This is a genomic window from Leifsonia sp. KNZ13-11D, assembly GCF_056754895.1.
Window position 1 is genome coordinate 1,107,516 of record NZ_JBPGWU010000001.1, and the last position, 26,928, is coordinate 1,134,443.

The following is a 26,928-nucleotide window of genomic DNA, read 5'->3' on the forward strand; positions in this document are numbered from 1 at the left end:
CTGGTGGGCGTGACTCTGCGACTCTTCGACACGAAAGCGGGCGCCCTGCGCGACTTCGTCCCGCTGCGCGACGGCGAGGTCGGCATGTACGTGTGCGGCCCGACCGTCCAGTCGTCCCCGCACATCGGGCACCTCCGCTCGGCACTCGTGTACGACCAGCTGCGCCGCTGGTTCACGTACCGGGGTCTGGACGTCACGCTGGTGCGCAACGTCACCGACATCGACGACAAGATCCTGGTCAACGCCGCGGCGGATCAGGCCGCCGGGGGAAGCGAGGAGTGGTGGGCGCTGGCCTACCGCTTCGAGCTGGAGTTCACCGACTCGTACCGAGCCCTGGGCATCCAGCCGCCGACCTATGAGCCGCGCGCGACCGCGAGCATCCCGCAGATGCAGGACATCATCCAGCGGCTCATCGACCGGGGCCACGCCTACGCGGCATCCGACGGCTCCGGCGACGTCTACTTCGACGTGAAGAGCTGGCCGTCGTACGGCGAGCTGACCCGCCAGAGCATCGACAACATGGAGGCCGCGGCCGACGCGGATCCCCGCGCCAAGCGCGACCCGCGCGACTTCGCGCTCTGGAAGGGCCGCAAGGCCGACGAGCCGGCATCGGCCGGGTTCCCGTCGCCGTGGGGCGACGGCCGCCCGGGCTGGCACATCGAGTGCTCGGCCATGTCGCGCCGGTATCTGGGGCCGCAGTTCGACATCCACGGCGGCGGGCTCGACCTGCGCTTCCCGCACCACGAGAACGAGATCGCTCAGTCGACCGCCGCCGGCGACGCGTTCGCGAACTACTGGGTGCACAACGGGCTCGTGCACGTGAACGGCCAGAAGATGAGCAAGTCGCTCGGCAACTCCGTGTACGCCGCCGACCTGCTCGGCGCCGCCCGCCCGCTGGTGGTCCGGTACTACCTCGGTTCCGCCCACTACCGGTCGACCATCGACTTCCACGACGGCTCGCTCAGCGAGGCGGAGGCCGCCCTCGACCGGATCGCCGGCTTCTTCGAGCGGGTGGACCGGCGCCTCGCGGGCACCCGGTTCGCCGGCCACGGCGCGGAGGTCGTCCCCGACGCGTTCGCGGAGGCGATGGACGATGACCTCGCCGTGCCGCAGGCGCTCGCCGTGCTGCACGACACCATCCGCACAGGAAACGCGGCGCTGGATGCGGAAGACTTGGAGGCGGCCGCCACCGCCCGCGGGCATGCGCTCGCCATGACGGAGGTGCTGGGCATCAACCCGCTCGCCCCGCAGTGGCGCACCGGCGGCTCGACCGCGGCGGAGTCCGCACTCGGCGAGCTGGTCGGCCGGCTGCTGGCGGACCGCCAGGACGCCCGGGCCGCCCGCGACTTCGCGGCGGCCGATCGCATCCGCGACGAGCTGACCGCCGCGGGAATCACCATCGAAGACACCCCGACGGGGTCGCATTGGAGCATCGGATCATGAAGAACTCGGGTGGAAAGCCCCGCGCCGGGGCGGTGCGCAAGAGCAAGAAGGGCGCCCAGGTCGGCACCGGCGGCCACGGCCGCAAGGCGCTCGAGGGTCGCGGACCGACGCCCAAGGCGGAGGACCGCGACTACCACCCCGCCGCCAAGGCGAAGGCCCTGCGCGAGCGGGCGGCTGCCAAGGCCGCGCAACGCGGTGGTCGTGACGCGACGCCGCGTGGGGCGTCCGGCGCCTCGCGCCGCGCCAAGAGCGGGGACGAGAGCGAGATCGTGACCGGCCGCAACTCGGTGCTCGAGGCGCTGCGGGCCGACATCCCGGCTTCGACGCTGTACGTCGCTGCACGCGCCGAGCTCGACGACCGGATGCGGGAGATCCTCTCCATCGCGACCGGCCGTGCCATCCCGATCCTCGAGGTCATGCGGCCGGAGCTCGACCGCCTCGCCGGCCGCGACGCCGTGCACCAGGGCGTCGCGCTGAAGGTGCCGCCGTACGAGTACGCGCACCCGGGTGAGCTGCTCGACCGTACGCTCCGATCCGGCGAGACCCCGCTGTTCGTCGCGCTCGACGGCATCACCGACCCGCGCAACCTGGGTGCGATCATCCGCTCGACGGCCGCTTTCGGCGGTCAGGGCGTCATCGTCCCGCAGCGCCGCTCGGTGGGCATGACGGCCGCCGCATGGAAGACCTCGGCCGGCGCGGCGGCGCGCACGCCGGTCGCCATGGCCGCGAACCTGACGCAGACCCTCAAGGACTTCAAGAAGGCGGGCGTCTTCGTGCTCGGCCTCGACGGGGGAGGGGACACGTCCCTCCCCGGCCTGTCGTTCGCCGACCGCCCGGTGGTCATCGTCGTCGGCAGCGAGGGCAAGGGTCTGTCGCGGCTGGTGACGGAGACCTGCGACGCCGTCGTCTCGATCCCGATCACGGCGACCACCGAGTCGCTCAACGCGGGTATCGCCGCGAGCGTCACCCTCTACGAGATCTCGAAGCTGCGGGCCGAGGCGCGCACCCGCGCCTGACCGCTGCTGCTCGGAACGTCCGCTGCCGTTCGGTACGACTGTGCCTGCGCGAGCGGGCGCAGTCGTACCGGGACGCCGCCGTCGCGGCCGGGCGTCAGACCTTCGAGCGCCAGTCGTCCTCGTCCTCGTCGGCGGACGCCGCGGCGTCGCCGAGCACGGGGATGCTGATGGTCTCCGTCGGCGGGGCGATCACGGTCGCCTCGTCGCGACGGTGGCGCAGGATGTCGTTGATGTACGAGGTGAGGGCTTCCGCCAGGGGCACATCCCGGCCCTCCTTCTGCGACATGAACCAGCGGTGCTCCAGCAGCTGGTGGAACACCTCCGCCGGCTCCAGCTTGCCCTTGAGGTCGGCGGGGATCGAGCGGATGACCGGCTCGAACACGCGCATGAGCCACTCGTGCGCCATCGCCTCCTCGTCCAGCCCCTCCTTGCCGAGGGTGGCGGAGTAGGAGTCGAGGTCGTTGAGCAGGCGGCGCGCCTGGTTCTCGCCGGTGTCGAGGCCGGTGAGCCGCAGCAGCCGGCGCTGGTGGTGGCCCGCATCGACGACTTTCGGCTGGATGCGCACCTTGGTGCCCTCGTCCGAGGTCTTGATCGCCAGCTCCTCGATGTCGAAGCCGAGCTCGTTGAGACGCTCGACGCGCTCGCTGATGCGCCAGCGCTCCGACGACGAGAACGACTCGCTGCCGGTGAGCTCCTTCCAGAGCGACCGGTATGCGGCGACGATGCCGTCGGACAGGCTGATCGGGTCGAGCTCCTCGTCGACGCGGCCGCCGGCCTCCAGGTCCATCAGCTCGCCGGCGATGTTGACGCGTGCGATCTCGAGGTCGTTCTCGCGCTGACCGTTCGAGAGGCCGCCCTCGTAGAGCTGGCCGGTCTCCGCATCCACCAGGTAGGCGGCGAAGGCGCCCGCGTCCCGGCGGAACAGGGTGTTCGACAGCGACACATCGCCCCAGAAGAAGCCGACGATGTGGAGGCGCACCAGCAGCACCGCAAGGGCGTCCACCAGGCGCGTGGCGGTGTCGGGCCGGAGCGTCTGCGAGAACAGCGCGCGGTAGGGGAGGGAGAACTTGAGGTGCCGGGTCACCAGTGCGGCGTTGAGCGGGGTGCCGTCGTCGGAGGTGCGGTTCTTGATCACCGCGACCGGGTCGACGCACGGCACGTCGAGGCGCTGCAGCGTGCGCAGCATGTCGTACTCGCGCTGCGCCATCTCCGCCGTCGTCTCCTTGATGGCGATGACGTAGCCCGACAGGTTGGCGAACCGCACCAGGTGGCGGCTGATGCCCTTCGGCAGCAGCGCGATGTGCTGGTTCGACCAGTCCTCCAGCGGGATGTTCCAGGGAAGGTCGAGCAGCGCGGGGTCGACGGTCGCCGCGGTGATGTTGACGGATCCGGCCACGATGGTCCTCCGGTCGGTTCAGTGGATGCGCGCACCCGTGGAAAGCACTCTGCCGCAGCCCGGCTCCGGACTGCGGCAGAGTGAGGAATCGCTCCTGGAACTTCAGTCGACGACCGCGCCGCCCAGGCGCTCGCCCGTCTCCGCGTGGAAGACGTGGACGTGGCCCGGCTTCGGCGTGATGTAGACCGTGTCGCCCGCGTTCGGGTGGATACGGCCGTCGACGCGGCCGACGATGTCGGTGCGCTTGCCCTCGACCTCGGAGTGGCCGTACAGGTAGCCGTCCGCGCCGAGCTCCTCGACGAGGTCGACCGTGACCTTGAGGCCGGTGCCCTCGGTGTTCGACACGACGACGTCCTCCGGGCGGACACCGATGGTGACGGCCGAACCGGCGTTGGCGATGGTGTCGCGCTCGACCGGCACGACGGCCGACCCGAACTTGACGCCGCCGTCGGTGACGTCGGCCGTGAACAGGTTCATGGCCGGGCTGCCGATGAAGCCGGCGACGAACACGTTGTTCGGCTGCGCGTACAGGTCGCGCGGGGTGCCGACCTGCTGCAGCACGCCGTCCTTGAGCACCGCGATGCGGTCGCCCATGGTCAGCGCCTCGGTCTGGTCGTGCGTGACGTAGACCGTGGTGACGCCGAGGCGGCGGGTCAGCGACGCGATCTGCGTGCGGGTCTGCACGCGGAGCTTGGCGTCGAGGTTCGACAGCGGCTCGTCCATGAGGAACACCTGGGGCGAACGCACGATCGCGCGGCCCATGGCGACGCGCTGACGCTGACCACCGGAGAGCGCCTTCGGCTTGCGGCCGAGGTACGGCTCCAGATCGAGCAGCTTGGCGGCCTCGAGGACGCGCTGGGCACGCTCCTCCTTGCCGACACCGGCGATCTTGAGCGCGAAGCCCATGTTCTCGGCGACGGTCATGTGCGGGTACAGCGCGTAGTTCTGGAACACCATCGCGATGTCGCGGTCCTTCGGCGGAACATCGGTGACGTTGCGCTCACCGATGAAGATGTTTCCGTCGTTGACCTCTTCGAGGCCCGCGAGCATGCGGAGCGAGGTGGACTTGCCGCAGCCCGAGGGGCCGACGAGGACGAGGAACTCGCCGTCGGCGATCTCCAGGTCGAGCGCGTCCACGGCGGGACGGGTGGAACCCGGGTAGAGCCGGGTCGCCTTGTCATAGGTGACTGTCGCCATCTTCTTCTTGTCTCCTTCACCGGCAGGTACGTGCCGGACGATCCGTTGTGAATGGATGAACGTGGCGTAGACGTCCGATGGCGTCTCTGCCACGTGGCCATAATATGGCATCGGCGGACATGCTCTCGACCGGACCCCGTCCGGACCCCCGAGCGGCCGCCGCTGTTCCGCCGAACGCGCGTCCAGCCAGCGTCTGGTCGATTCCCAGACTGCCGGTTTACGCTGTCCCGGTTGTGTGCGCCGGATGCGCGCCCGCCCCACCGCGTCCCCCGCGCGGCCCGTCCGACCCGAGAGCAGTTTCCGGAAGACATGAGCCCTGACACCCAGCCCGACGACAGCCGCCCCGGCGACGTCCGCGCGGCCGCCCGTGAGAAAGCACGGCAGCTCCGCACGTCGCACCAGAAGCAGGAGCGCCGCAGACGCGCCCTCCTGGGCGGCGGCATCACCGTCGCGGTGCTCGCGGTGCTCGCGATCGTCGCCGTGGTGATCGTCAGCGCGATCCGTCCGACCGTCCCCGGTCCGAAGAACATGGCCAGCGACGGCGTCGTCGTGGGCTCCGGCCTCAAGGTGAAGACCACGCTGGCCCTCGCCCCCGATGCGAAGCCCGTCGCCAGCACTCCGGACCCGAAGGCCAGCACGGTCGACATCCGCATCTACGCTGATTACCTCTGCAAGCTGTGCGGCGACTTCCAGCGCACCAACCTGAAGCAGCTGGAGCCGCTGGTCAAGAACGGTGCGGTCACCGTCGAGATGCACCCGGTCGCGATCTACACCAGCCACTCGGCGGGCACCAAGTACTCGCTCCGCGCGGCGAACGCCGCGGCCTGCGTCGCGAACTACGACCCCAACGCGTTCTGGAAGTTCAACGCCTCCCTGTTCGAGAAGCAGCCAGCGGAGGGCGGTCCGGGCCTGAGCGACGATGTGCTGAAGAAGCGCGCCGAGGCGGCGGGTGCGGCGCATACCGGCGACATCGACTCCTGCATCGATGACGGCCGCTTCACGAGCTGGGTGACGAACGCGAGCGATCGCGCGCTGAGCGGCCCCATCCCGAACTCCGACGTCAACAAGATGACGAACGCGCTCCTGGTGCTGGTGAACGGCAAGCCCTACACCGGGTCGCTCACCAACGCGGACGACTTCAAGGCGTTCATCCTGCAGGCGCAGGGTGACGAGTACACGTCCACCGCGACGCCGACCCCGACGCCGACCCCCTAGGATGATGGCGGGCGGGTGACCGCCGTGCCGGCTTAGCTCAGTTGGTAGAGCACTCGCCTTGTAAGCGAGCGGTCGCGGGTTCGAGTCCCGCAGCCGGCTCCGGTGAGGACCGTGACGCCGCAGGACCCGGGTTTCGTGCGCGTCAGCTGTAGTTCGCTGCGGGCGTCGCGACATCGGTCGCCGCGACCAGCAGACGGTCGAGCGCCGATTGCGGAGAGATCGAGTTGCGGACGGCCTCGTCCCAGATCCGCTCGTAGGCCGCCAGGCTCACATCGATGGAGCGCGCCGCACGGCGTCGGTGACGTGTCGCCGGAAAGGGCAGCCGGATCAAGCGCTCTCGCAGCAGGAACGGGATGTTGTCCGCCGGTGCGATCCCGCGGCGTCCGTCGCGTAGTGAGATGACGAGGTCGCCGGTCGTCGTGGCGTGGCGGACCTGGGCGACGGTCATCCCGGCCAACCGGGCGAACTCGTCGACGGCCAGGAGCTCGGGGAGCTTGCCGACGTACTCGTCGACGATGGCCGCGCGCAGGCGGAACCACGATTCTCGTGCGTCTTCGTGTTTCTCGCTCGCATCCCGTGCGGTCCCGGTCGTGTGCGCTTGTGTGCTGTGGTCTGGCATGGTCTCCCCCGATCTCTGGGTCGCGCCGCTCGGCGGTCTCTCCTTTATGACGAGGTGTCCGGGCGGAGCGTGACGCGGCATGGAGGTTACTGTCAGACGCGGGGTGGACGTGTGCGCGGCCCGGGGGGATGAATGAGGGATGCCGATCTCGTCCACCGCTCCTGTCCTGCTGTTCCTGCACGGCCGCTACGGCGTCCGCGACGATCTGGCCTGGATGGCGGAGCGCACGCCCGCGCCGTGGCGGACCGAGGTGCTGCAGGCACAGCTGCCGTTGGGGGACCAGTTCGAGTGGTTCCACGTCGCCGACGACGGGCGGCCGGGCGCGCACTCGAGCGATGTCGCACCGGTCGCCGACCGGTTGCTGGGGTGGGTCGGCGAGCACTTCGGCGACGCGCCCGTTGCAGCGGTCGGATGGTCGCAGGGAGGCGCGACGGCGCTCCAGATGCTCCGCCGGGCGCCCGGGCGGCTCTCCTTCGTGGTGACGCTGGGCGGCTTCACGACGGTCGACGACGAGCGCGGGGATGCCGAGCTCGCTGCCCGCCGTCCTCCGGTGTTCTGGGGGCATGGGGCCCGCGACGACGTGATCAGCACGCACGACATCATCCGGATGCGCGAGTTCCTGCCCGGGCACTCGACGCTCGAGGAGCACGTCTATCCCGCGGCCGGCCACGAGATCACGCCCGGGATGGCGCACGACGCGATCCGCTTCGTGGCCCAGCACACCCCGGAGGGCTAGCCTGCGGCCAGCGGGAGCAGGATCACGACGAACACCCGGGCGAGCGTCGGCAGGTGCTTCACCTGGTCGTCGCGAGCAGGATGATGTCGACGAGCGTTCAGCGGAACGACAGGATCCGCTCGCCCCAGCCGGCGCGGAGCGCCCCGTCCAGATCGGGCACGACCCGGTCCTCGGCGCCGATCAGGAGCGTGGCGCGCTGCTCTGCGTCGTAGGCGGGCCACCCCTCGCCCGGAGCCCCGCCGTGGGCGAAGGACGCCCACCGGGCTCTCATGCGCCAGGAGACGTCGTCGGCGGCGCGGCGTCCGCCGAGCCAGAACGACGGATCGCGGGGGAGGCCGCCGAACTCGCCCCAGACGTACGCGAGGTCCGTGGCGTGTGCTGCGCCGATGCCGCTCAGCCGCAGCAGCGGCGGCGCGAAGTCGAAGCGGTACAGGTAGGTCGGGGCGACCTCCGCGTGGCCCGCCGCGGCCCACACGGCGGGCATCCGGAAGGCGATGTCGGTGGCGATCCGGACGTTCCGCGAGAGCGGGGCGCGGCGGTAGGCGGCGAGCACGCGGTCGGGCGGCGGGAGGCGCGTAGCGTCCGGTCCGCCGGCCCGCTGCTCCTCCTGCATGGCCTGGAACATGCGCTGAAGAGCCGGCCGCCGGATGGGCAGCAGCGGCGACCGCATCAGCCGGAACAAGGTCGCCTCGTCGCGGTTCGTGCCGATGACGAGCGGGACGCGCATCCCTCGCCCTTCGCTGAGCACTCTGAGCGGCGCCTCCGGCAGCACGTCGTCGCCGATCACGGGTGCGAAGGCCAGCATGCCGGGATGCTCGCGCGGGATGTCCGCGTAGACCGCGGCCCCCGCCTCCACGAGCCGCTCGACCGGCAGGTGCTGGAGGGTGTCCACGTCGTCGGGACCGACTCCCAGTCGCTCGAGGAACGCTCGCGCGACGACTTCCGAGCGCTCCGGTCCGTACATGGAGCCGGCGGGCGGACTCTGCGCGATGGCGCGGTGGAAGAGACCGCGCGCGAGCGGCGAGGCGAGCAGAGCGGTGACGAGGCCCGCGCCGGCGCTCTGCCCGAACACGGTGATCCGTCCGGGATCACCGCCGAACGCCGCGATGTTGTCGCGGACCCAGCACAGCGCGAGCAGCACGTCGCGCAGGGCGACATTGCTCTCGGCGCCGGGAACGCCCGCGGCGCCGAGATCGAGGAACCCGAGTGCTCCCAGGCGGTAGTTGAGCGTCACCACCACGACATCGCCGGAGGTCACCAGCTCGTCGCCGTGGTACACCAGCTGGCTGGAGGAGCCCAGCGCGTAGGCGCCCCCGTGCAGCCACACCATGACCGGCCGCAGCCGCCGCGACGGTGGAACGGCGCTCGGCCGGACCACGTTGAGGAACAGGCAGTCCTCGTCCAGGCGGGCGCCGCCCGGCTCGCCGGGCGCGAGCGGGACGGACGGATTCGGCCGCTGCGGAGCAGCCGGGCCGAAACGGACGGCGTCGACGACGCCCTCCCACGGGCGCACGGGGACGGGCGCGCACCAGCGCATCCGTCCGGTCGGCGGTTCGGCGTAGCGGATGCCGCGCCAGGCGCTGACGCGGCCGTCGTCACGTCCGCGGACCGCGCCCGCGGCCGTGACGACGACCGGCTGTCCGCTCACGCCCCGTCGACCTCGTCCCACTGCATGAACGGGCGCAGCTCCAGCTGGCCGTTGCGGGCCATCGGGTGCCGGGACGCGATCTCGATCGCCTCGTCCAGATCGGCGACGTCGAGGATGTCGAACCCGCAGATCCACTCCTTCGTCTCGGCGAACGGGCCGTCGGTGACGTACCGCTTGCCGTCGCGCACGCGCACCACGCGGGACTCGACGGGCGCCTGGAGCACCTCGCCGATCACGCGCTTGCCGCTCGCGTCCAGCTCGTCCACCCAGCCGTCGACGTCCGACTCGTCCCGCTCGGTATCGGGCGAGCTGTCGGTGATCACGAACATCATGTACTTCATCGTTGTGTCCTCTCGAGAGCGAATGCTTCACCGGGGCGTCGAACGGGTGGACCGTCGATCGACATTCTGGACCGGTGAGCCGGGAACCGGCAGAGGCAGCAGCTCTCGGTCCCAGGGGATCACCAGGGGAGCGTCGGCCGGGTTAGTGTAGCCTTACCTTAGTTCCGCTCCTCCGCGCGTCCTGCGCCGCCCGTCCTCCGCCGCCCGTCCACCGGAGACTCCGTGACCATCCTCGCCCCGACCCGCACCGGGCGTCCGCGCCCCGCGTACCGGCCGTACCCTGCCCGGGTGGCGGCGATCGACCGGCTGAGCCCGCACTTCACGCGGGTCCGTTTCGAGTGCGGCGACTTCGAGCACTTCGGCACCGAATGCCTGGACCAGCGGATCAAGCTCCTCTTCCCCCTGGCCGACGGCAGCTTCGCCGACCTCGGTGTGGACGACGAGGAGGCGCACTTCGCCGGCGACTGGTACGAGCGCTGGCGCGCACTCCCCGAGCATCGGCGCAACCCGTTCCGCACCTACACGGTCCGAGCGATCGACACCGAGGGATGCTGTCTCGACATCGACTTCGTCGTGCACGGCGACGGCGGACCGGCGGCACAGTGGCTGCTCGCCGCCCGCCCGGGCGACGAGCTGGTGGTGATCGGTCCGGATGCGCGCAGCCCGCACCGGGGCGTCGGGATCGACTGGCGTCCGGGGTCCGCGCGCGAGCTGCTGCTCGCCGGCGACGAGACGGCGGCGCCCGCCATCGCGTCCATTCTCGAATCCCTCCCGGCCGGGCGCCGGGCCCAGGCGTTCATCGAGGTGCCGTCGCCGGACGACGCGCTCGCGCTGCGCCTCCCGGCGCAGGTCGAGGTGATCTGGCTGCCGCGCGGCTCCGCCGTCACCGGCACCGCGCTGGTGCCGGCCGTGCAGGGGTGGCTGGCCGCGCATCCCGGGGTCGTCGCTGCGGCCGCCGCCGGACGGGTGCAGAGCCTGGACGACGTGGATGTGGACCGCGACATCCTCTGGGAGAGCCCGCTCGACGACGCCGACGCCACGCATGCCGGGTTCTACGCGTGGATCGCGGGCGAGTCGGGCGCGGTCAAGACGCTTCGCCGGATGCTCGTGCGCGACCACGGGATCGACCGCTCGCGCGTGGCGTTCATGGGGTACTGGCGGCTCGGCCGCTCGGAGAACTAGCGAGCTACCGGTCTGCGCTACCGGTCTGCGCTACTGGTCCTCGCGCTCGACGCCGCGGAACGTGTCCGGGTAGTCGTCGAGCCAGGACCAGTGGCTCACCGGCCAGCTGATCACGAACGCCTTGCCGACGACATCCGACATCGGGACGAAGCCCTTGCCCGGGTCGTCCATGTGGTACCGCGAGTCGGCCGAGTTGTAGCGGTTGTCGCCCATCACCCAGACCGTGTCCTTGGGCACGGTCACGTCGAACGACTTCTCCGAGACGGCCTGCACGCCGGCGGGGAGCAGCACGTACGGCTCCTTCAACGGCACCCCGTTGACGCTCATCTGCCCGAGGGCGTTGCAGCAGCTCACGTGGTCGCCGGGGAGGCCGATGAGCCGCTTCACCAGGTGCTGGTCCGAGTCGGAGGCGCCCAGACCGACGAAGTCGAGGACGGCGCCGACACCCTGCTGCACCGCGTTGCCCGTCGGCGGCGGAGCGGGAGGGAGCCATCCACCCGGGTCCTTGAACACGACGACGTCGCCGCGCTGGAGTCCGAACACCTTGGGCTGCAGCTCGTTGACGATGATCCGGTCGTTGATCTGGAGAGTGTTCTCCATCGAACCTGAGGGAATGTAGAAGGAGCGGGCCACGAACGTCTTGATCAGGAACGACACCAGCACCGCGACGACGAAGATGACCACCACATCCCGCAGCAGGGTCTTCCAGCTGGACGTGCGCCGCGTGGAGCGGCGCGGGCGCGCGGTGGCAGTACTGTCGGTCACAACCCCCCACCGTAACGTGCCGATGCTGTGAGCCGCATCACACCCTGTTCGGGTGGGTTGTCCCCGCCGGGAGGGAGTGAGAACATCTCACTACGGGCTTGCGGCGCGTGCCGCCGGCCCGTTCCCACTCATGCGGCGAACGTTCGAACGGCACAGGACAGCGACGCGGTTCGGGGGACCGCGCCTCCTTCACGCATGTGCCGTGCTCGTCCTCGTGACGGGCGGCCTCCTGGCGGTCCCTCAAGCGGCATCGGCCGATGAATGCGGGGCCGGATGCGTGCCCGCGCCGACCGAGACCGCGGCGCCGACGCCGGATCCCGGGACGGACCAGCACGACGGCCAGGACCCCACCGGCACGCCCACCCCGACACCCGATCCGAGCGGTACACCGACGCCGACACCGACGCCGGAGCCGACCGGGACGCCGGACCCGACGGGTACGCCGACACCCACTCCGACGCCCGACCCGACGGGCACGCCGACGCCCACGCCCACTCCGACGCCCGACCCGACCGGCACGCCGACCCCCACCCCGACACCGACTCCCGGCCCGGCCACCACCCCTCCGCCGAGCGACGACATCCAGCTCGAGGCCCCCGACCTGCCGCAGTTCGACAGCGTCGACCCGCAGGAGCTCGCGCAGGCGGCGCAGCTCGCCAGTGACCTCGCCGCCGCGCAGCAGCAGCTCGCCGACGCGACCGAGCAGTCCGAGAGCGCGCAACGCGAGCACGACCAGGCTCAGTCGGTCGCCGACGCCGTCGAGAAGCGTGCGGCGGCGGCGACGAAGCAGGCGAAGGCGGCAGCGGCGTTCGCGACAGCGCTCATCCGCTCCTCCGGAACCCACCTGCTCACCCAGGACCCGGTGAGCGCGGCGCTGCACGGGCCAGGAGACCTCCTGACGAAGCTCGGCGCTGCCGACCGGCTGGCGAAGCTGTCCGCCGACCGCGATGCGGCCATCCGTGCCGCCTCGAGCGCCAAGAAGGCCGCGCAGAAGCTCACGCAACAGGCGCAGGGCGCCGCGGACGCCGTCGCCGCGGTCGACGTCGACACGCCCCAGCAGGCGGTCGCAAAGGCGCAGTCCCAGGTGGACGCGGCGTCGGCGGCGCTCGCTGCGGCGCCCACCATCCTCCAGGCGGGCTCAGGCTGGCAGGTCCTCACCTCCGACCCGTCGCTCGTCGCGAGCGGCTGGGCGCTGCCGGTGCATGGTGCCCTGACCGATGTGTTCGGTCCACGGCCCTCGCGTCCCCTCGGCACGGCGCTGTTCCACCCGGGCGACGACATCGGCGCCTCCTGCGGCACCACCATCGACGCCGCGGCGGCCGGAACCGTCGAGCGGGCCGGACCGTTCAGCGGGTACGGCAACTACATCCTGATCGACCACGGCGGCGGGGTGGAGACGGCGTACGGTCACATCCGGGACGGCGGCATCGGTGTCACCGTCGGCGAGCACGTGGCGGCGGGCCAGCCGATCGCGCAGGTCGGCTCCACGGGGCTCTCCACCGGCTGCCACCTGCATTTCGAGGTGCACGTCAACGGGCTGCCGATCGACCCGCAGCCGTTCATGGCGGCGCGCGGCGTGGTGCTCGGAACCCGCTGAGCCGGGGGCAGGCAGGGCCGGCTGCCCGTTCCTGCCGATCGCCTGACCACCCCGCGCGCAAACCCCGGTGCGGGCGTACGGTTCAGGCATGACCGAACTCACCGAGCTGGTCGGAACGTGGATGCGGCGCCAGCGCTGGTACTCGACCAAGAACGTCGAGCCGCGCCTGCGCCTGCTCGCCTCGTTCGACACCGAACCCGCGGCCGGGGACGTCCGCATCGTCACCCACTTCTTCGCCGACGACGCCCCGCGGACGCCGCGCGTCTACCAGGTGCCCGTCGTCGCCCGCCCCGAGCGCGACGGCGACGAGGCGGCGCTGATCGGGGAGGCCGGCGGCCGCTTCCTGTACGACGGACCCACCGAGGAGGCGTACGTCACCGCGCTCGTCCAACTGATGACGGGGGAGGAGCGCGCGGAGGGACGCGACGCGCACGCCCAAGGACACACGCTCGGCGAGCGGATCGCCCTGCGCTCGTCGCGGAGGCTCACCGGTGAGCAGTCCAACACGTCGATCGTCGGTGAGCTCGACGACGGCCGGCGGGCGCTCATCAAGGTGTTCAGGGTCGTGCAGGACGGCGAGAACCCGGACGTGTCGACGCTCGCGGCGCTCACCGCCGGCGGCTCGCGGCGCACGCCGTCGCTCCTCGGCTGGCTGACCGGCCGGTGGCCCACCGCGGACGGCCGCGCCGCATCCGGCGAGCTCGCGCTGATGCAGGACTTCGTGCCGGGCGCCGAGGACGGTTGGGAGCTCGCCGTCAGCGCGGCGGAGCGCGGGGAGGACTTCGCCGACCGGGCGTACCAGCTGGGCGGGGGCACCGCCGAACTGCACCGCCTCATGGCGCAGGTGCTGCCGACCACGCGGGCGACCACCGATGATGTGGCGCGCGCGCTCGACGGGATGTTCCGCAGGCTGACGGTCACCACGACCGAGGTGCCGGAGGTGGAGCAGCTGCGGGCCGGCATCGCAGCCGTGTACGAGGATGCCGCCGCGGCTCCGCTGCCGACGCTGCAGCGCATCCACGGCGACCTGCACCTCGGTCAGGTGCTGTACTCGCCGGAGCGCGGCTGGCAGTTCATCGACTTCGAGGGCGAGCCGCTGCGGCCGCTCGCCGAGCGTGCCCTCCCCGACGCGACCATGCGCGACGTCGCCGGGATGCTGCGGTCGTTCGACTACGTCGCCGGCTCGCTGGCCCGCCGCGACACCCCGATCGACGCCGCCGGATGGGCCGGCGACGCCCGGCAGTCGTACCTCGACGGCTACGCCTCCGTCGCGGGCGGCGAGGTGGAGGAGTTCCGCCTGCTGCTCGACGCGTTCGAGCTCGACAAGGCGGTCTACGAAATCGCCTACGAGGCGCGGCACCGGCCCGCGTGGATCCCGATCCCGCTCTCGGCCGTGCAGCGCCTGCTCGCCAGCCGCGTCTCCTGAGCCGCGCAGGCTGGACGGACCGGCCGCTCAGCGGCCGGTGAAGCGGGGGGAGCGTTTCTCCTGGAAGGCGCGGAAGCCCTCTCGGTAGTCCGCCGTGTCGCGGAGCCGCGCCTGCGCGGCGTTCTCGGCGGCGACCGAGCCCCAGAAGTCGAGGGTGCCGTCGCGGAGGCCCGCGACGATGCGTTTGCCCGCGAGGAACGCCTCGGTCGCGCCGTCGGCGGCTGCCGCGGCCGCGGCATCCACCGCATCCGGCAGCTCTGCGGCCGGGAGCGCGCGTGAGAACAGTCCGCCCGCGACGGCCTCGGCGCCCGAGATCAGCCGGCCGCTCACGATCAGGTCCATCGCCCGGTGCGGCCCGAGGCGGGAGACCAGCAGCCAGTGCCCGCCGGAGTCGAGGGCCGCGCCGAGCGCGGCGAACGGGGAGCCCACCTTCGCGTCGTCCGCGACGTAGACGATATCCGTCGCGACCAGCAGCCCGAGGCCCACGCCGAGACACGCGCCCTGGGCGGCCGCGAACGTGGGCGCCCGGAAGGCGGCGATGCGCCGCAGCAGCGGGGTCACCAGTCCGTCCAGGTAACCGCTGACGTCATCCGTCGCCGGGTCGACGCCCGCGATGTCGCGCCCGGCGCAGAAGGCGCGCCCCTCGCCGCGCAGCACAAGGGCGCGGACGGAGGCCGCCTCCGCCTCGGCGTAGGCGGCGTCGAGGGCGCGCAGGTCGTCGGGGCCGAGCGCGTTCAGCCGCTCCGGGGCGTTCAGGGTCACCCGGGCGACGCCGTCGGCGATGTCGAGTTCGATCACGGGGCTCCTCGTTTCAGACGTCGTAGTCGACGACGACGCGGTCGGTGAGGGGATGCGACTGGCAGGTGAGCACGTAGCCACGCTCGAGCTCCTCCGGCTCCAGGGCGTAGTTCTCCGTCATCCGCACGTCGCCCGAGATCAACCGCGCCCGGCAGGTGCCGCAGACGCCGCCGGTGCAGGCGAACGGCACGTCCGGACGCACCCGCAGCGCCGCGTTCAGCACGGACTCGTTGGCGTCGATCGGGGTGGTGACGGTCGAGCTCAGGCCGTCGAGCGTGAACTCGATCTCGGCCGTGCGCTCACCCTCGTGCACGACGACCGGGCGCCCGCTGTCGCCGCGCACGTCCCCCGGCTCGCCCGTGGTGAACAGCTCGAAGTGGATGCGCTCCCGCGGCACCCCGTAGCTCTCCAGCACGTCGCGGCACAGCTGCACCAGCTCGAACGGCCCGCAGAGGAACCACTCGTCGACCGTGTCGGGCGGGAGCAGTGCGTCGAGCATCCTGCGCAGCCGGTCCTCGTCGATCCGGCCCGACAGCAGCGGCGCGGACCGCTGCTCTCGCGACAGCACGTGGTGCAGCGCCAGGCGGGACGGGTAGCGGTCCTTCAGGTCGGCGAGCTCCTCGAGGAACATGACGTCGATCGCGGTCCGGTTCGTGTAGACCAGGGTGAACCGGGAGGTGTCGGAGCCTGCGAGGATGCTGCCGGCGAGGGCCATCAGCGGCGTGATGCCCGAGCCTGCCGCGATGCCGACGATGTGCTTGCCCGCCGCGCCAGCGGCATCCACCGTGAACGTGCCCTGCGGGCTCATGACGTCGATGGTGTCGCCGGGGCGCAGCTCGCTCGTCGCCCAGGTCGAGAACGCGCCGCCCAGGTCGCGCTTGATCGCGACGCTGATCCGGCCGGGCGACGGCGGACGGCAGAGCGAGTAGCTGCGCCGCAGCTCCCGGCCGTCGACGTGCGCGCGCAGCGCCACGTGCTGGCCGGGCAGGTAGTCGTACTCGCCGTGCAGGTCCTCCGGCACGGCGAAGGTGACCTCGACGCTGGCGGCGGTGAGCGGGCGCACCTCGGCGACCGCGAGCGAGTGGAAACGGGCCCGCGCCATCAGTCGGCCCTCACAGCGCCTTGAAGTGGTCGAACGGCTCGCTGCACGCGTTGCAGACGTACAGTGCCTTGCACGAGGTCGAGCCGAAGTGCGCCACCTCGCGAGTGTCCAGCGAGCCGCAGTGCGGGCACTTCACCGACATACGGACACGCACGGGCCCTGCCGCCGAGGGCGGGGCGATGCCGTAGTCCTTCAGCGCGGCCCGGCCGGCCGCGCTGATCCAATCGGTGGTCCACGCCGGCGACAGCGCGAGCCGCACCCGCACATCGCCGAAGCCGGCGGACGACAGGGCGCGCACCACATCCTCGCGGATCGCATCCATCGCCGGGCAGCCGGAGTAGGTGGGCGTGATGACCACCTCGACCCCGTCGTCGGAGACCGTCACCTCGCGCAGCACCCCGAGGTCGTCGATGCTGAGCACCGGAACCTCCGGGTCGACCACGGAGGCCGCCGCCGACCACGCCCGCGCGGCGTCCGCGTGATGCGTCACCACGATGCCCCCGGATGCTGACGGGCGAGCACCTGCAGCTCGGCCAGGAGCGGGGCCAGGTGCTCCGAGTGCCGGCCGCGGCGTCCGCCGCCGGCCGCATGGAAAGCGTCCGGCGGGGAGAGCTCGGCCTCGGCGAGGACGGGCGCGACGTCCCCGTCGAATGCGGCGCGCAGCGACGACGGGCGCACGGCGACGCCCTCCAGAGCGTCGAACAGGTCGCCGTCCAGGGCCGACGTGTCGGAGAACAGCTCGTCGACGTAGGGCCAGACGTCCTCCATCGCGCGCAGCGTGCGGCGGCGGGACTCCTCCGTGCCGAGAGCCAGGCGCAGCATCCACTGGTCGGCGTGGTCGCGGTGGTAGTCGACCTCCTTGACCGCCTTCGCGGCGACACCCGCCAGCACCGGGTCGGTGGAGGCGCGGAGCCGCTCGTACAGGGTGTAGAGGTAGTGCGCGGCGGCGAACTGGCGAACGATCGTGTGCGCGAAGTCGCCGTTCGGCTGCTCGAACAGGTGGGCCGAGCGGAAGTCGCCCTCCTCGCGCCAGTACGCGAGGTCGTCCTCGGTGCGTCCGGTGGCGGCGCCCGCGTAGCGGAGCAGTGAGCGCGCGTGGCCGAGCAGGTCGAGAGCGATGTTGGCGAGCGCGACATCCTCCTCCAGCTCCGGGGCGCGCGTGATCCAGGCGCCGAGACGCTGAGCGAGCACCAGGGCGTCGTCGCCCAGCCAGAGGGCGTACTCGGCGACCTCGGGGGACGGCGGGACGTCGGAGGTGACGAACTCGTCGGAGAGGGTCACGGCGCTGAGTTGGATGTGGCCGGGCTCGGCGGGGTCGTGGTCGGTGTGGCCGGGCTCGGTGCGGGCGTCCGTCACAGGTGCTTCACCCCCTCGGCGGCCGTGTAGTAGGTGGCGTGGCGGAAGTTCTTGCCCTCGGGAGAGGAGAAGAAGGCGTCCTTGGCGTCCGGGTCGCTCGCGGTGATCGCGTCCGAGCGGACCACCCAGATCGAGACGCCCTCGCCGCGGCGGGTGTACAGGTCGCGGGCGTTGCGGACGGCGAGTACCTCATCCGGCGCGTGCAGCGAACCGACGTGCACGTGGCTGAGGCCGCGGGACGCGCGCACGAAGACCTCCCAGAGGGGCCACGGCTCGGCGGTCACGCGACGGCCTCCGCGGTCTCGGGGGCGGCGCGCTGCTGCTCCGCGTGCTGCTTCTGGGCGTACGCGGCTGCGGCCTCCCGCACCCAGCGGCCCTCCTCGTGCGCTTCGCGGCGGCGCTGCAGCCGCTGCGCGTTGCAGACACCGCGGCCCGCGATGACCTCCTGCAGCTCGGTCCAGTCGATGGGTCCGAGGTCGTAGGCCTGGCGCTCCTCGTTCCAGCGGAGATCGGGGTCGGGCAGGGTGACGCCCAGCGCCTCCGCCTGCGGCACGAGCATCGCGACGAACCGCTGCCGCAGTTCGTCGTTCGAGAACCGCTTGATCTTCCACGCCATGGAGCGCGCCGAGTTGGGCGAGTCGCCGTCCGGCGGCCCGAACATCATCAGCGACGGCCAGTACCAGCGATCCACCGCATCCTGTGCCATGCGCTGCTGCTCGGGGGTGCCGCGCATGAGCGACAGGAGGATTTCGAAGCCCTGCCGCTGGTGGAACGACTCCTCCTTGCAGATCCGGACCATCGCGCGGCCGTACGGCGCGTACGAGCAGCGGCACAGCGGCACCTGGTTGCAGATGGCGGCGCCGTCGACGAGCCAGCCGATCGCTCCGATGTCGGCCCAGCTGAGCGTCGGGTAGTTGAAGATCGACGAGTACTTGGCGCGGCCGGAGATCAGCTGGTCAGTGAGCTCGTCGCGGGTGATGCCGAGCGTCTCGGTCGCGGAGTAGAGATACAAGCCGTGGCCCGCCTCGTCCTGCACCTTCGCCATGAGGATCGCCTTGCGCTTCAGGCTCGGTGCGCGCGTGATCCAGTTGGCCTCCGGCTGCATCCCGATGATCTCGGAGTGTGCGTGCTGCGACATCTGACGGATGAGTGTGCGGCGGTAGTCGTCGGGCATCCAGTCCCGCGGCTCCACGCGGGAGTCGGAGGCGATGAGCTGGTCGAAGGCGGCCTGCTCGGCGGCGTGCTCGGCGGCGCCTCGCTCTGTGGTGGTGGTCTCCATCGACGCCCCTTTGCGCACGGATCGGTTTACTGACTGATCGTTCGGTCAGTATATCCTTGTCGGTGGGCGACATGCCAGACTGAGCGGGTGACCGAGACGGCGGATACCGAGACCCTCAGGCGCGGACGCCCCGGGTACGACCAGCGCGGCATCCTCGAGGTCGCCGTGGCGGCGTTCAACGAGCACGGCTACGACGCCACCTCCATCGGGATGCTCGCCGACCGGCTCGGGCTGTCGAAGTCGGCGATCTACCACCACGTCGCCTCCAAGGACGAGCTGCTGCGGCTGGCCCTGGACGAGGCGCTGGACGGACTTGAAGGTGTGCTGCGTGCGCCCGAGGCTGCGTCGGGCGCGGCCGCCGACCGCCTGGCCTTCGTGCTGCGCGGAGCCGTCCGCGTGCTGGCGGACCGGCTGCCCTACGTCACGCTGCTGCTGCGGGTGCGCGGCAACACCGAGATCGAGCGCGCCGCCCTCGCCCGCCGGCGTGCCTTCGACCACGCGGTCGCCGACCTCGTCGCGGAAGCCCGGGCCGAGGGCTCGCTGCGCACCGACGCCGACCCGGCGGTCGTCGCCCGCCTCCTCTTCGGCATGATCAACTCCCTCACCGAGTGGTACACCCCCACCGGCCCCCTGACCCCCGACGACCTCGCCACCACCATCCTCGCCCTAGCCCTGCGCTGACCCCCCGACGCTCGCCTCCGCCCTCCGTCCTCCGTCGAGTACACGATTAGTGCACGCTCGAACGGCGTGTTGCGTGTAGAAATCGTGTACTCGACGGGGGGCGGAGGGGGACGGGGAGGGGGACGGGAGCGTCAGCGGGCCACGGTGATCGAGGGGGTGCCGGCGGAGATGGTGGCTTTGACGGAGAAGTGGAAGGTTCCGACGATGTCTTCGGTGACGACTTCCTCGCGGTAGTCGTATCCGCTGGCGCTGACGATGACGCGGGCCTGGGAGACGGTGAACGTCTGGTACTCCTCGTCGCCGATCGTGACGACGGGTGGTTCGAGTACGGCGACCGAGGTGACTCGAGCATCGGCGGGCACCGACACGTTGTAGGAGCCTCGCATTCCGGCGTTGCGGAGCGCCTCGAGCGTTCCTGCGCTCGTCGCCTCGGCGAACGTCTCGTCGACGGCGCGCTGAGCGCGCGTCAGGTATGCATCGTTAGGGGCTAGGGCGAAGCCGCTGTCCGCGAAGAAGGAGCGAGTACGTGAGATGACGACCGTGCTCGTGTCGCCGGTGGCGGTATAGAACTCGTTCGGCGGCAGGGCCCGATAGACGCCGACATGCGCCAGCGCGCCGCGCGCGCTTTCGACTCCGACGGTCGCACCGGGCAGTGAATAGTGACGGGTCGGATCGCTGCGGTAGCCGTCTCCTCGCGGCAGCGCGCACACGAGCCCGTCGGAAACCCACCAGTCGTCTCCGTCTCTCGTGACCCGGATCAGCTCGCGCACGGTTTCCCCCGCGAGATGGTAGGTGACGGTGTAGCGCACCTCGCCGTGCGGCGCCTCGAGTTCCGCCAGCTCGGGAGAGACGAGCAGCGGCTCCGTCAGATGCTCGGCGTGTTCGTACACCTCCTGGCGGAGGAAGCCGTTCGGCGACCACTGCGTGTTGATCCGGCTGAGCCGATTGGCTGTCGACGCGTCACCCGCAGCGAGGGCATGCAGCTATTCTTCGGCGACGGATCGCGCTCCCTCGCCGTATGGGCGGGCTTCGGCGCGGCGGTCAGCCGCTGGATCGCGAGCGGGGTGCGCCCGATCGAGGATCTCGACCACGTGTGCGAGCTTGTCCCGGATGTCGAGAAGGATGTCGCGTTCGGAAGCAGGGACGACATCGTTCACGAGTGGCCACCGGCTCTGGGGCCGGCGCCCGGCGCATCGACCGCGTGCCGATTGCGGCCATCTGAAATGATGCATCGAAGTTGTGTGTTCACCATCCGGTTATTCTTCATGAACAGTACGAGGACGGAGAACAATGGCCGGCACGATCTCGGTAGACGTAGCGACGTTGCGGGAGGGCGCGCGCGCCCTGGATGGAGCGCCCGAGGCCCTGGCGAATCCGACGGTCCAGCGGGGCGACCTGGGGAGCGCCCGCGCCGATGCGGCGTTCGAACGGTACTACCCGACGTGGTCGTCGGAGCGCGCAGCGGCAGCACGGAGCGTCCAGAAGCTGGCCGCAATGCTGCGCTCGTCTGCGGATACGTACGCACATCGCGACGTGGAGGCGGCGGAGAGGTTCGCCGGGGGTCCTCGTGCGTTCTAGGCTCACGGACTGGTCGCCGGTCGGCTTCGCCGACGATCCCACTCCCGGGAATATCGACGTGGTGGCTGCGCTGATGGACGACCTGCGCGTCCGTGGCGAGTGGTTCCAGCACGTCGCGAGCCTGTTGGGTGACGTCGGTGGGCAGGTGGAGGCCCCGACGTGGTCGGGTCTCGCCGGCCAGGCCTTCTGCGCTCGGCTGCGCACCCTCCAGACCGCGACCGAGAAGGCGTCGACCCGGAACCGCGAGGCCGGCGATGCCAGCCAGGCGTGGGCGGAGGCGATGTTCTCCACGCAGTTCGACGCCGACCGGGCGCTGCACGCGGCGGAGGAGGCGCAGCAGGCGATCGCGAAGGCCGAGGCGTCCATCCACGCGTTGACCGGGTCCTACGATCAGGCGCTCGCCGCGGTGACGGGAATGGCGGACCTCGCCACGAAGTATGCGAGCACGCCGCCGCCACCGAAGACGCACGTTCCGTCTCTCGTCGACGTGGCCGCGGCGAAGCGCCGAGCGGAGGCGATCCGGTCCGAGCGCGACCGCGCCACGAAGACGCTGGCGGAGGCGCAGCAGCGGCTCGAGCAGGCGTGCGCGGACGCGCGCGCGGCGCACGACGATTTCACCCGCGCGGAGGCCCGCTTCGCCGCCGCGATCGAGCACGCTGCGGAAGCGTCGCCCGACTCGGTGTTCGGGGACCTGCGGGACTTCACGACCGCCTTCGGAACGCTGACCACGATCGAGAAGGTCACGGGGACGACGGGCACCACGACGATGTCCCTCCTCAGCCGCCTCCCGCTCGACCAGCTGACGGTGCTCCTCGCCGACGACCCGGAGCTGGCGCAGCAGTTCTGGGACCACCCGCCCGCGCCGGAGGCCGTCGCGGGGTGGTGGCACCGCTTGGATGCGGAGACACGAGAGGCGTACATCCACGGGGCGCCCGGGATCATCGGGAACCTTCCCGGCGTGCCCTACGCGGACCGCGACACCGCGAACCGGATAAGCTACGAGGCGGCGAAGAAGAACCCCCATTTGACCGACGCGCAGCGCAGTGTGATGGACGCGATGGGGGCGGCGCTCACCGCTCCCGCCAGGGGCGTTCCGGTCCAGCTGGTCGCGTTCAACTTCTTCGCCGAGCCGCCGATGCTCGCGGTCGGCTATGGGGACCTCGACACCTGCTCGCCGACGACCTGGTGCGCCGGAGGGATGGGGTTCGGCGCGAAAGACGCGTTGAAGGACTGGAGTACCGCGGGCAAGAACCTGTGGACGGCGCAAAAGGGGCTCGATGCTGCTGCGAGCCCCGGGGTGGTGGCGTGTTTCGAGTACGACAACCCCGACGGTGTCAGCGTCAACTTCAGCGACTCGGCGAAGAAGGGCGCCGCCCGGTTCGCGGCGGAGCTCGACGGAAACGCCGAGGTGCGCAACGGGTTCTCGTCCTCGTACTCGCCGATCTCGGTGACCGCGCACTCGTACGGCACGACGATGGCGTCGATCGCTCTGACGCAGGTGAAGACGAAGATCGACTCGTTCGTCATGGTGGGTTCTGCGGGCATCGACACCGCTCTGGTGCCGTCGCTGTCGGCGATCCGGGCTGCTCATGTCTACACGACCGCGGCGACCCCGGACCAGATCGCCCCGTTCGGGGCCGCCTTCTCCGGGCGCGCCAACCCCAACCCGGGCGTCGCGGCGCCGTTCGGACAGTCGATCGGCGGCGCCCAATCCTTCAGCGCAGACGGCGACGGGAAGGGCCTGCTCGCCGTGGACGGGCACAACCCTGTCGGCAAGCCCGGCGGTTCCCCCAGCCCGTGGAACGGGAACGCCGAGCCGTCCGAAGGACACGGCTATTACGACCTGAAGACCCAGTCCTTGTACAACATGGCTGTCTTAACGACGGGTTTGCACGCTGAGCTCAGCGGCCGCCTGACAGAAACCGGTTCGGCCACGGCAGAACACAACAGGCAAGCCTTGGAAGACCTCGATCGGCTGACCCGCGAGACAGGACTGAGCCGTTGACCCGCGTCGTCCGCGCGACCCTACTCGTGGTGGCCGCCACACTCGTTCTTGGAGGTTGTACAATGACGTCCCACTATCCCGATTCGCGTAAGACCGGGCAGCAATTGCGCTTGGAGACAATCGCGTCAATGGATGCCGCCATCGCTGCGTCGGGGCTTCCCGATGGGTGGGCTTTCGACCTCAAGCCCGGTGCCGAGTTGTGGAGTCCGCCCGCGGAAGAGTTCATCGGGGCTGGCTGCACCACGCAACCTGGCAATAAAGGTCACCGCTTCCAACTCGATCTCTACCATGAGCCGGTCGGTGATCCGGTGGCGTTCGCCAAGAAGGTGGGAGCATTCTGGGAGGGCAAGGGGTACACGGTCAGTGTTGTCGCGGGCGTCGACCTTGGAGATCGGCACCTCACAGACCTTCGTGCAGACCGCCCCGACGGGAGCCTTGCTGCTGGCGTCACGAGCCACACAGTCTCGTTCAACCTCAGCATCTATTCCGAATGCTCGACCGATCCCACTCTGCGCATGTTCGCCGGTCCGAACGGGTACCGCACCTTCGACGACATGGATCCGGACCCTTACCACCCGACCAACAGCCCCAGCGTTACCCCCTACCCCCGAAAGTGAGAGGGAGGCTTCACGTGTTGGCGCCCCCCGTAACCGCCGACAGCAGTGCGTCGTCCGGAGCTGGATTGTGCTGCTCCACGGTTTACCCCGGTGATTGGATGTCATCTGCTCCGTTGCTCAGCGCCGCCGACGAGCCCACCCCCACCGGTGACTGCAGGGTGCGGATCCCCCGGCAGATGGGGCTTGGCTGTTGAGGCGCGCAGTCGGTTGCGTCGTGCTCACGCTCGCCACGGTCCTCAGCCTGGGAGCCTGCGCCACGACATCCCACTATCCCGATTCCCGGAAGACCGGGGAGCAGTTGCGCACGGAGACAATCGTGGCGATGGATGCCGCTATCGCTGCGTCGGGGCTTCCCGATGGGTGGGGGTTCCACTGGGAGCCCGGTGCCGAGCAGTGGAGTCCGCCAACGGAAGAGTTCATCGGAGCGGGCTGCACTACCGAACCCGGCCACGATGGTCAACGCTTCCAACTCGACCTCTTCCACGAGCCAGCCGGCGATCCGGTTGCATTCGCGGAAAAGATGGGTGCGTTCTGGGACAGCCAGGGGTACATAGTGACGGCTGTCGGGGACGTTGATCGTGGGTCGGAGCACGATACAGAGCTGCGTGCCGATCGTCGGGACGGCAGCCTCGCTGCGAGTGTCACCAGCCATACGATCGCGTTCGTCCTCAGCATCTATTCCGAATGCTCAACCGACCCCACTCTGCGCATGTTCGCGGGCCCCAACGGCTACCGCACCTTCGACGACATGGACCCAGACCCCTACCACCCCACGAACAGCCCGACCGTCACCCCGTACCCGCGCGACTGACCTACTTGGCGACGAGGGTGAGGACGTCGTAGGTGGCGACGAGCTCGTCGCGCTGGTTCAGGATGCGGGCGTCCCAGCGCACCTCGCCGTAGTCGTCGGTCTCGCGCGGGGTGATCTGCTTCGCCGTCAGGGCGACGCGGATGCTGTCGCCGGGGACGACCGGGGTCAGAAAGCGCAGGTCCTCCAGGCCGTAGTTCGCGAGCACGGGGCCGGGCGCGGGGTCGACGAACATCCCGGCCGCCCACGACACGAGCAGGTAGCCGTGCGCCACCCGGCCGGGGAAGAACGGGTTCGCCGCCGCGGCCGCCTCGTCCATGTGGGCGTAGAACGTGTCGCCGGTCGACGTCGCGAAGTCCTCGATGTCGTCGAGCGTCACCTGGCGCGGGCCGGCCTGCACCTGGTCGCCGATCCGCAGGGTCGCGAGTGACTTGCGGAAGGGATGCTGCGCATCCGACGACACCGCCGCCCCCGGATGCCACACCCCGGTGATCGCGGTCAGCAGGTCGGGCGACCCCTGCAGCGCGGTCCGCTGCATGTGGTGCAGCACCGCGCGGATTCCGCCCAGCTCCTCGCCGCCACCCGCCCGGCCGGGTCCGCCGTGCACCAGGTGCGGCATCGGCGAGCCGTGCCCGGTCGAGGTGCGGGCGTCGTCCCGGTCGAGCACCAGGATGCGGCCGTTGTAGGCGCCGGAGCCGAGCACGACGGTCCGCGCGAAGTCCGGGTCGTGCGTCGCGACGCTGGTCACGAGCGACCCGCCGCCGCGCGCGACGAGGGCCACCGCCTCCTCCGCGGTCGAGTACGGGAGGATGCTCGCCACCGGCCCGAACGCCTCCACCGTGTGCGCCTCGGGCGTCCAGGCGTCCGCGAAGCGGAGCAGCACCGGAGCGACGAACGCGCCCTCCGGCGCCACGCCGGTCGTGCCGTCGGCGTGGCGGACGGTCGGCTGGTCGAGCCCGCCGAGCACGAGTTCGCCGCCGGCGGCCACCAGCCGCGCCACCTGGCGCAGCACCTCCTCGCGCTGGGTGCGCGACGCGAGCGGACCCATCGTCACGCCCTCCGCCCGCGGGTCGCCGAGGACCACCCGTGACGCGATGCGTTCCCGGACGGCCGCGATCACGTCGTCCTGCAGCGGCGCGGGCACGATCGCCCGGCGGATGGCCGTGCACTTCTGCCCGGACTTGGCGGTCAGCTCGACGACGAGTCCCTTGACGTACGCGTCGAACTCCGGCGTGCCGGTCACCGCATCCGGTCCCAGCACCGACGCGTTGATCGAGTCGGTCTCGCTGGTGAACCGCACGCCGCCGGTCTGCACCGAGTCGTGGGCGCGCAGCCGTTCCGCGGTCGAGGCGGATCCGGTGAAGGCCACGAGGTCGCCGAGCCGCAGGTGCTCGAACAGGTCGGGCACCCCGCCGCTCACCAGCTGCAGCGATCCCGTCGGGAGCAGGCCGGACTCGACCATGATCCGCACCGCCGCCTCGGCGACGAACGCGGTCGGGGTCGCCGGCTTCACCAGGGTGGGCATGCCGGCCAGGAACGACGGCCCGAGCTTCTCGAGCATCCCCCAGACGGGGAAGTTGAACGCGTTGATCTGCACCGCCACGCCCGGCAGTCGGGTGTACACATGGCGGCCGAGGAAGCTGCCGTCCTTCGACAGCTGCTCCGCCGGCCCGTCGAGCACGACCTGCGCGTTGGGCAGCTCGCGGCGCCCCTTGGAGCCGTAGGTGAACAGCGCGCCGATCCCGCCATCCACGTCGATCCACGCGTCCGCGCGCGTCGCGCCGGACTGCGCGGACAGCGCGTACAGCTCGTCCTTGCGCTCGGTCAGCGCCTGCGCAAGCTGCTTCAGCACGAGGGCGCGCTGGTGGAAGGTCAGCTCGCCGAGCGACCGCTGCCCGACCGTGCGGGCGTGCTCCAGCGCGCCGGCCAGGTCGAGCCCGGCCGCGCTCACCTCGGCGATCGGCTCGCCGGTGGAGGCGTCGAGCACCTCCGCGGGCCGCGGCGCCTCGTCGGCCGATCCCGAGCCGAGGACGCCGGCCGCGGCGTCGTCGGGCGTCCACCATCTGTCGCGGATGTAGCTGGGCACGATCATGAGAGGCCTCCTCGAGTGGATGCGTATGCTG

The 26,928-nt window shown here is 70.9% G+C and carries 26 protein-coding genes and 1 tRNA gene; 13 read left to right on the forward strand and 14 right to left on the reverse strand.

Features of this window, described 5'->3' with window-relative positions:
* Positions 1-9 precede the first annotated feature (9 nt).
* Together cysS and rlmB are read left to right on the forward strand one after the other, a co-directional pair.
* The gene (gene cysS, locus ACR9Y5_RS05615; RefSeq protein ID WP_481297035.1) at positions 10-1,443 is read left to right on the forward strand and encodes a cysteine--tRNA ligase; all 1,434 of its coding nucleotides are present in this window, start codon (positions 10-12) and stop codon (positions 1,441-1,443) included.
* Positions 1,440-2,459, forward strand: a complete 1,020-nt coding sequence (gene rlmB, locus ACR9Y5_RS05620) for a 23S rRNA (guanosine(2251)-2'-O)-methyltransferase RlmB (protein WP_481297036.1) — start codon at positions 1,440-1,442, stop codon at positions 2,457-2,459. The genes cysS and rlmB overlap by 4 nt, the downstream gene beginning before the upstream one ends.
* Before the next feature lie 94 nt (positions 2,460-2,553).
* On the opposite strand, the gene ACR9Y5_RS05625 is transcribed toward rlmB, so the two are convergent.
* Together ACR9Y5_RS05625 and ACR9Y5_RS05630 are read right to left on the reverse strand one after the other, a co-directional pair.
* Entirely contained in the window at positions 2,554-3,855 is a 1,302-nt protein-coding gene (locus ACR9Y5_RS05625; RefSeq protein WP_481297037.1) for a DUF4032 domain-containing protein, read from the reverse strand.
* 102 nt (positions 3,856-3,957) lie between these two features.
* Positions 3,958-5,145 (reverse strand): ABC transporter ATP-binding protein, encoded by a 1,188-nt coding sequence (locus tag ACR9Y5_RS05630; RefSeq protein ID WP_481297038.1) that lies wholly within the window; start codon positions 5,143-5,145, stop codon positions 3,958-3,960.
* 216 nt (positions 5,146-5,361) lie between these two features.
* Here ACR9Y5_RS05630 and ACR9Y5_RS05635 point away from each other — a divergent pair, with 216 nt between their 5' ends.
* Together ACR9Y5_RS05635 and ACR9Y5_RS05640 are read left to right on the forward strand one after the other, a co-directional pair.
* Positions 5,362-6,267: a DsbA family protein gene (locus ACR9Y5_RS05635; protein WP_481297039.1), complete on the forward strand. Its 906-nt coding sequence runs from the start codon at positions 5,362-5,364 to the stop codon at positions 6,265-6,267.
* A 26-nt stretch (positions 6,268-6,293) separates the two neighbouring features.
* A tRNA-Thr gene (locus tag ACR9Y5_RS05640) sits at positions 6,294-6,366 on the forward strand.
* A 43-nt stretch (positions 6,367-6,409) separates the two neighbouring features.
* On the opposite strand, the gene ACR9Y5_RS05645 is transcribed toward ACR9Y5_RS05640, so the two are convergent.
* The gene (locus tag ACR9Y5_RS05645; protein ID WP_481297040.1) at positions 6,410-6,886 is read right to left on the reverse strand and encodes a hypothetical protein; all 477 of its coding nucleotides are present in this window, start codon (positions 6,884-6,886) and stop codon (positions 6,410-6,412) included.
* 139 nt (positions 6,887-7,025) lie between these two features.
* On the opposite strand from ACR9Y5_RS05645, the gene ACR9Y5_RS05650 reads away from it, so the two are divergent.
* Entirely contained in the window at positions 7,026-7,622 is a 597-nt protein-coding gene (locus ACR9Y5_RS05650) for an alpha/beta hydrolase (RefSeq protein ID WP_481297041.1), read from the forward strand.
* A 97-nt stretch (positions 7,623-7,719) separates the two neighbouring features.
* Here ACR9Y5_RS05650 and ACR9Y5_RS05655 read toward each other — a convergent pair whose 3' ends face one another.
* Both ACR9Y5_RS05655 and ACR9Y5_RS05660 read right to left on the reverse strand, forming a co-directional pair.
* On the reverse strand, positions 7,720-9,270 hold the full coding sequence (locus tag ACR9Y5_RS05655) for a carboxylesterase/lipase family protein (protein WP_481297042.1): 1,551 nt from the start codon (positions 9,268-9,270) through the stop codon (positions 7,720-7,722).
* Complete coding sequence (locus tag ACR9Y5_RS05660) at positions 9,267-9,611, reverse strand: YciI family protein (protein WP_481297043.1); 345 nt, start codon at positions 9,609-9,611, stop codon at positions 9,267-9,269. Before ACR9Y5_RS05660 ends, ACR9Y5_RS05655 begins: the two co-directional genes overlap by 4 nt.
* Before the next feature lie 222 nt (positions 9,612-9,833).
* Here ACR9Y5_RS05660 and ACR9Y5_RS05665 point away from each other — a divergent pair, with 222 nt between their 5' ends.
* Complete coding sequence (locus ACR9Y5_RS05665; protein ID WP_481297044.1) at positions 9,834-10,793, forward strand: siderophore-interacting protein; 960 nt, start codon at positions 9,834-9,836, stop codon at positions 10,791-10,793.
* A gap of 30 nt (positions 10,794-10,823) precedes the next feature.
* Here the strand turns inward: ACR9Y5_RS05665 and lepB are convergent, their stop codons facing one another.
* A complete protein-coding gene (lepB, locus tag ACR9Y5_RS05670) occupies positions 10,824-11,558 on the reverse strand; it encodes a signal peptidase I (protein WP_481297045.1) in 735 nt (244 codons plus the stop codon).
* A 277-nt stretch (positions 11,559-11,835) separates the two neighbouring features.
* Between lepB and ACR9Y5_RS05675 the strand changes: the two genes are divergently transcribed.
* A complete protein-coding gene (locus tag ACR9Y5_RS05675; RefSeq protein ID WP_481297046.1) occupies positions 11,836-13,155 on the forward strand; it encodes a M23 family metallopeptidase in 1,320 nt (439 codons plus the stop codon).
* An 88-nt stretch (positions 13,156-13,243) separates the two neighbouring features.
* Complete coding sequence (locus tag ACR9Y5_RS05680) at positions 13,244-14,581, forward strand: maltokinase N-terminal cap-like domain-containing protein (protein ID WP_481297047.1); 1,338 nt, start codon at positions 13,244-13,246, stop codon at positions 14,579-14,581.
* A gap of 27 nt (positions 14,582-14,608) precedes the next feature.
* On the opposite strand, the gene ACR9Y5_RS05685 is transcribed toward ACR9Y5_RS05680, so the two are convergent.
* Genes ACR9Y5_RS05685 through paaA form a run of 6 tightly spaced genes read right to left on the reverse strand, consistent with a single transcriptional unit; the run spans position 14,609 to position 19,116 of the window.
* Positions 14,609-15,379 (reverse strand): enoyl-CoA hydratase/isomerase family protein, encoded by a 771-nt coding sequence (locus ACR9Y5_RS05685; protein ID WP_481297048.1) that lies wholly within the window; start codon positions 15,377-15,379, stop codon positions 14,609-14,611.
* A 13-nt stretch (positions 15,380-15,392) separates the two neighbouring features.
* The gene (paaE, locus tag ACR9Y5_RS05690) at positions 15,393-16,481 is read right to left on the reverse strand and encodes a 1,2-phenylacetyl-CoA epoxidase subunit PaaE (RefSeq protein ID WP_481297049.1); all 1,089 of its coding nucleotides are present in this window, start codon (positions 16,479-16,481) and stop codon (positions 15,393-15,395) included.
* 10 nt (positions 16,482-16,491) lie between these two features.
* Positions 16,492-16,974 carry a 1,2-phenylacetyl-CoA epoxidase subunit PaaD gene (paaD, locus tag ACR9Y5_RS05695; protein ID WP_481297050.1) on the reverse strand — a complete coding sequence of 161 codons (483 nt, stop codon included), beginning with the start codon at positions 16,972-16,974 and terminating at the stop codon, positions 16,492-16,494.
* Positions 16,968-17,837, reverse strand: a complete 870-nt coding sequence (paaC, locus tag ACR9Y5_RS05700) for a 1,2-phenylacetyl-CoA epoxidase subunit PaaC (protein WP_481297051.1) — start codon at positions 17,835-17,837, stop codon at positions 16,968-16,970. Before paaC ends, paaD begins: the two co-directional genes overlap by 7 nt.
* Positions 17,834-18,121, reverse strand: a complete 288-nt coding sequence (gene paaB, locus ACR9Y5_RS05705; protein WP_481297052.1) for a 1,2-phenylacetyl-CoA epoxidase subunit PaaB — start codon at positions 18,119-18,121, stop codon at positions 17,834-17,836. The genes paaC and paaB overlap by 4 nt, the downstream gene beginning before the upstream one ends.
* Complete coding sequence (gene paaA / locus ACR9Y5_RS05710; RefSeq protein WP_481297053.1) at positions 18,118-19,116, reverse strand: 1,2-phenylacetyl-CoA epoxidase subunit PaaA; 999 nt, start codon at positions 19,114-19,116, stop codon at positions 18,118-18,120. Before paaA ends, paaB begins: the two co-directional genes overlap by 4 nt.
* A gap of 87 nt (positions 19,117-19,203) precedes the next feature.
* On the opposite strand from paaA, the gene ACR9Y5_RS05715 reads away from it, so the two are divergent.
* The gene (locus ACR9Y5_RS05715) at positions 19,204-19,797 is read left to right on the forward strand and encodes a TetR/AcrR family transcriptional regulator (RefSeq protein ID WP_481297054.1); all 594 of its coding nucleotides are present in this window, start codon (positions 19,204-19,206) and stop codon (positions 19,795-19,797) included.
* Between the two features lie 131 nt (positions 19,798-19,928).
* Here ACR9Y5_RS05715 and ACR9Y5_RS05720 read toward each other — a convergent pair whose 3' ends face one another.
* Positions 19,929-20,687, reverse strand: coding sequence for a hypothetical protein (locus ACR9Y5_RS05720; RefSeq protein ID WP_481297055.1), 759 nt, complete (start codon positions 20,685-20,687; stop codon positions 19,929-19,931).
* A 400-nt stretch (positions 20,688-21,087) separates the two neighbouring features.
* Here ACR9Y5_RS05720 and ACR9Y5_RS05725 point away from each other — a divergent pair, with 400 nt between their 5' ends.
* The 4 genes from ACR9Y5_RS05725 (at position 21,088) to ACR9Y5_RS05740 (ending at position 24,808) form a co-directional block, all read left to right on the forward strand.
* Complete coding sequence (locus ACR9Y5_RS05725) at positions 21,088-21,375, forward strand: hypothetical protein (RefSeq protein WP_481297056.1); 288 nt, start codon at positions 21,088-21,090, stop codon at positions 21,373-21,375.
* Positions 21,365-23,380: an alpha/beta hydrolase gene (locus ACR9Y5_RS05730; RefSeq protein WP_481297057.1), complete on the forward strand. Its 2,016-nt coding sequence runs from the start codon at positions 21,365-21,367 to the stop codon at positions 23,378-23,380. Before ACR9Y5_RS05725 ends, ACR9Y5_RS05730 begins: the two co-directional genes overlap by 11 nt.
* A gap of 128 nt (positions 23,381-23,508) precedes the next feature.
* Positions 23,509-23,997 (forward strand): hypothetical protein, encoded by a 489-nt coding sequence (locus ACR9Y5_RS05735; RefSeq protein WP_481297058.1) that lies wholly within the window; start codon positions 23,509-23,511, stop codon positions 23,995-23,997.
* 214 nt (positions 23,998-24,211) lie between these two features.
* Complete coding sequence (locus ACR9Y5_RS05740) at positions 24,212-24,808, forward strand: hypothetical protein (RefSeq protein ID WP_481297059.1); 597 nt, start codon at positions 24,212-24,214, stop codon at positions 24,806-24,808.
* A 1-nt stretch (position 24,809) separates the two neighbouring features.
* Here the strand turns inward: ACR9Y5_RS05740 and paaZ are convergent, their stop codons facing one another.
* Positions 24,810-26,897 carry a phenylacetic acid degradation bifunctional protein PaaZ gene (gene paaZ / locus ACR9Y5_RS05745; RefSeq protein WP_481297060.1) on the reverse strand — a complete coding sequence of 696 codons (2,088 nt, stop codon included), beginning with the start codon at positions 26,895-26,897 and terminating at the stop codon, positions 24,810-24,812.
* Between the last annotated feature and the right edge of the window lie 31 nt (positions 26,898-26,928).

What these genes read in the sequence shown, in the direction of transcription:
- ACR9Y5_RS05735 (WP_481297058.1), top strand. Translation starts at nt 23,509, where the DNA reads ATGGATGCCGCCATCGCTGCGTCGGGGCTTCCCGATGGGTGGGCTTTC.
- rlmB (WP_481297036.1), top strand. Translation starts at nt 1,440, where the DNA reads ATGAAGAACTCGGGTGGAAAGCCCCGCGCCGGGGCGGTGCGCAAGAGC.
- ACR9Y5_RS05650 (WP_481297041.1), top strand. Translation starts at nt 7,026, where the DNA reads ATGCCGATCTCGTCCACCGCTCCTGTCCTGCTGTTCCTGCACGGCCGC.
- paaA (WP_481297053.1), bottom strand. Translation starts at nt 19,116, where the DNA reads ATGGAGACCACCACCACAGAGCGAGGCGCCGCCGAGCACGCCGCCGAG.
- ACR9Y5_RS05660 (WP_481297043.1), bottom strand. Translation starts at nt 9,611, where the DNA reads ATGAAGTACATGATGTTCGTGATCACCGACAGCTCGCCCGATACCGAG.
- paaE (WP_481297049.1), bottom strand. Translation starts at nt 16,481, where the DNA reads ATGGCGCGGGCCCGTTTCCACTCGCTCGCGGTCGCCGAGGTGCGCCCG.
- ACR9Y5_RS05725 (WP_481297056.1), top strand. Translation starts at nt 21,088, where the DNA reads ATGGCCGGCACGATCTCGGTAGACGTAGCGACGTTGCGGGAGGGCGCG.
- paaZ (WP_481297060.1), bottom strand. Translation starts at nt 26,897, where the DNA reads ATGATCGTGCCCAGCTACATCCGCGACAGATGGTGGACGCCCGACGAC.
- ACR9Y5_RS05635 (WP_481297039.1), top strand. Translation starts at nt 5,362, where the DNA reads ATGAGCCCTGACACCCAGCCCGACGACAGCCGCCCCGGCGACGTCCGC.
- ACR9Y5_RS05645 (WP_481297040.1), bottom strand. Translation starts at nt 6,886, where the DNA reads ATGCCAGACCACAGCACACAAGCGCACACGACCGGGACCGCACGGGAT.
- ACR9Y5_RS05680 (WP_481297047.1), top strand. Translation starts at nt 13,244, where the DNA reads ATGACCGAACTCACCGAGCTGGTCGGAACGTGGATGCGGCGCCAGCGC.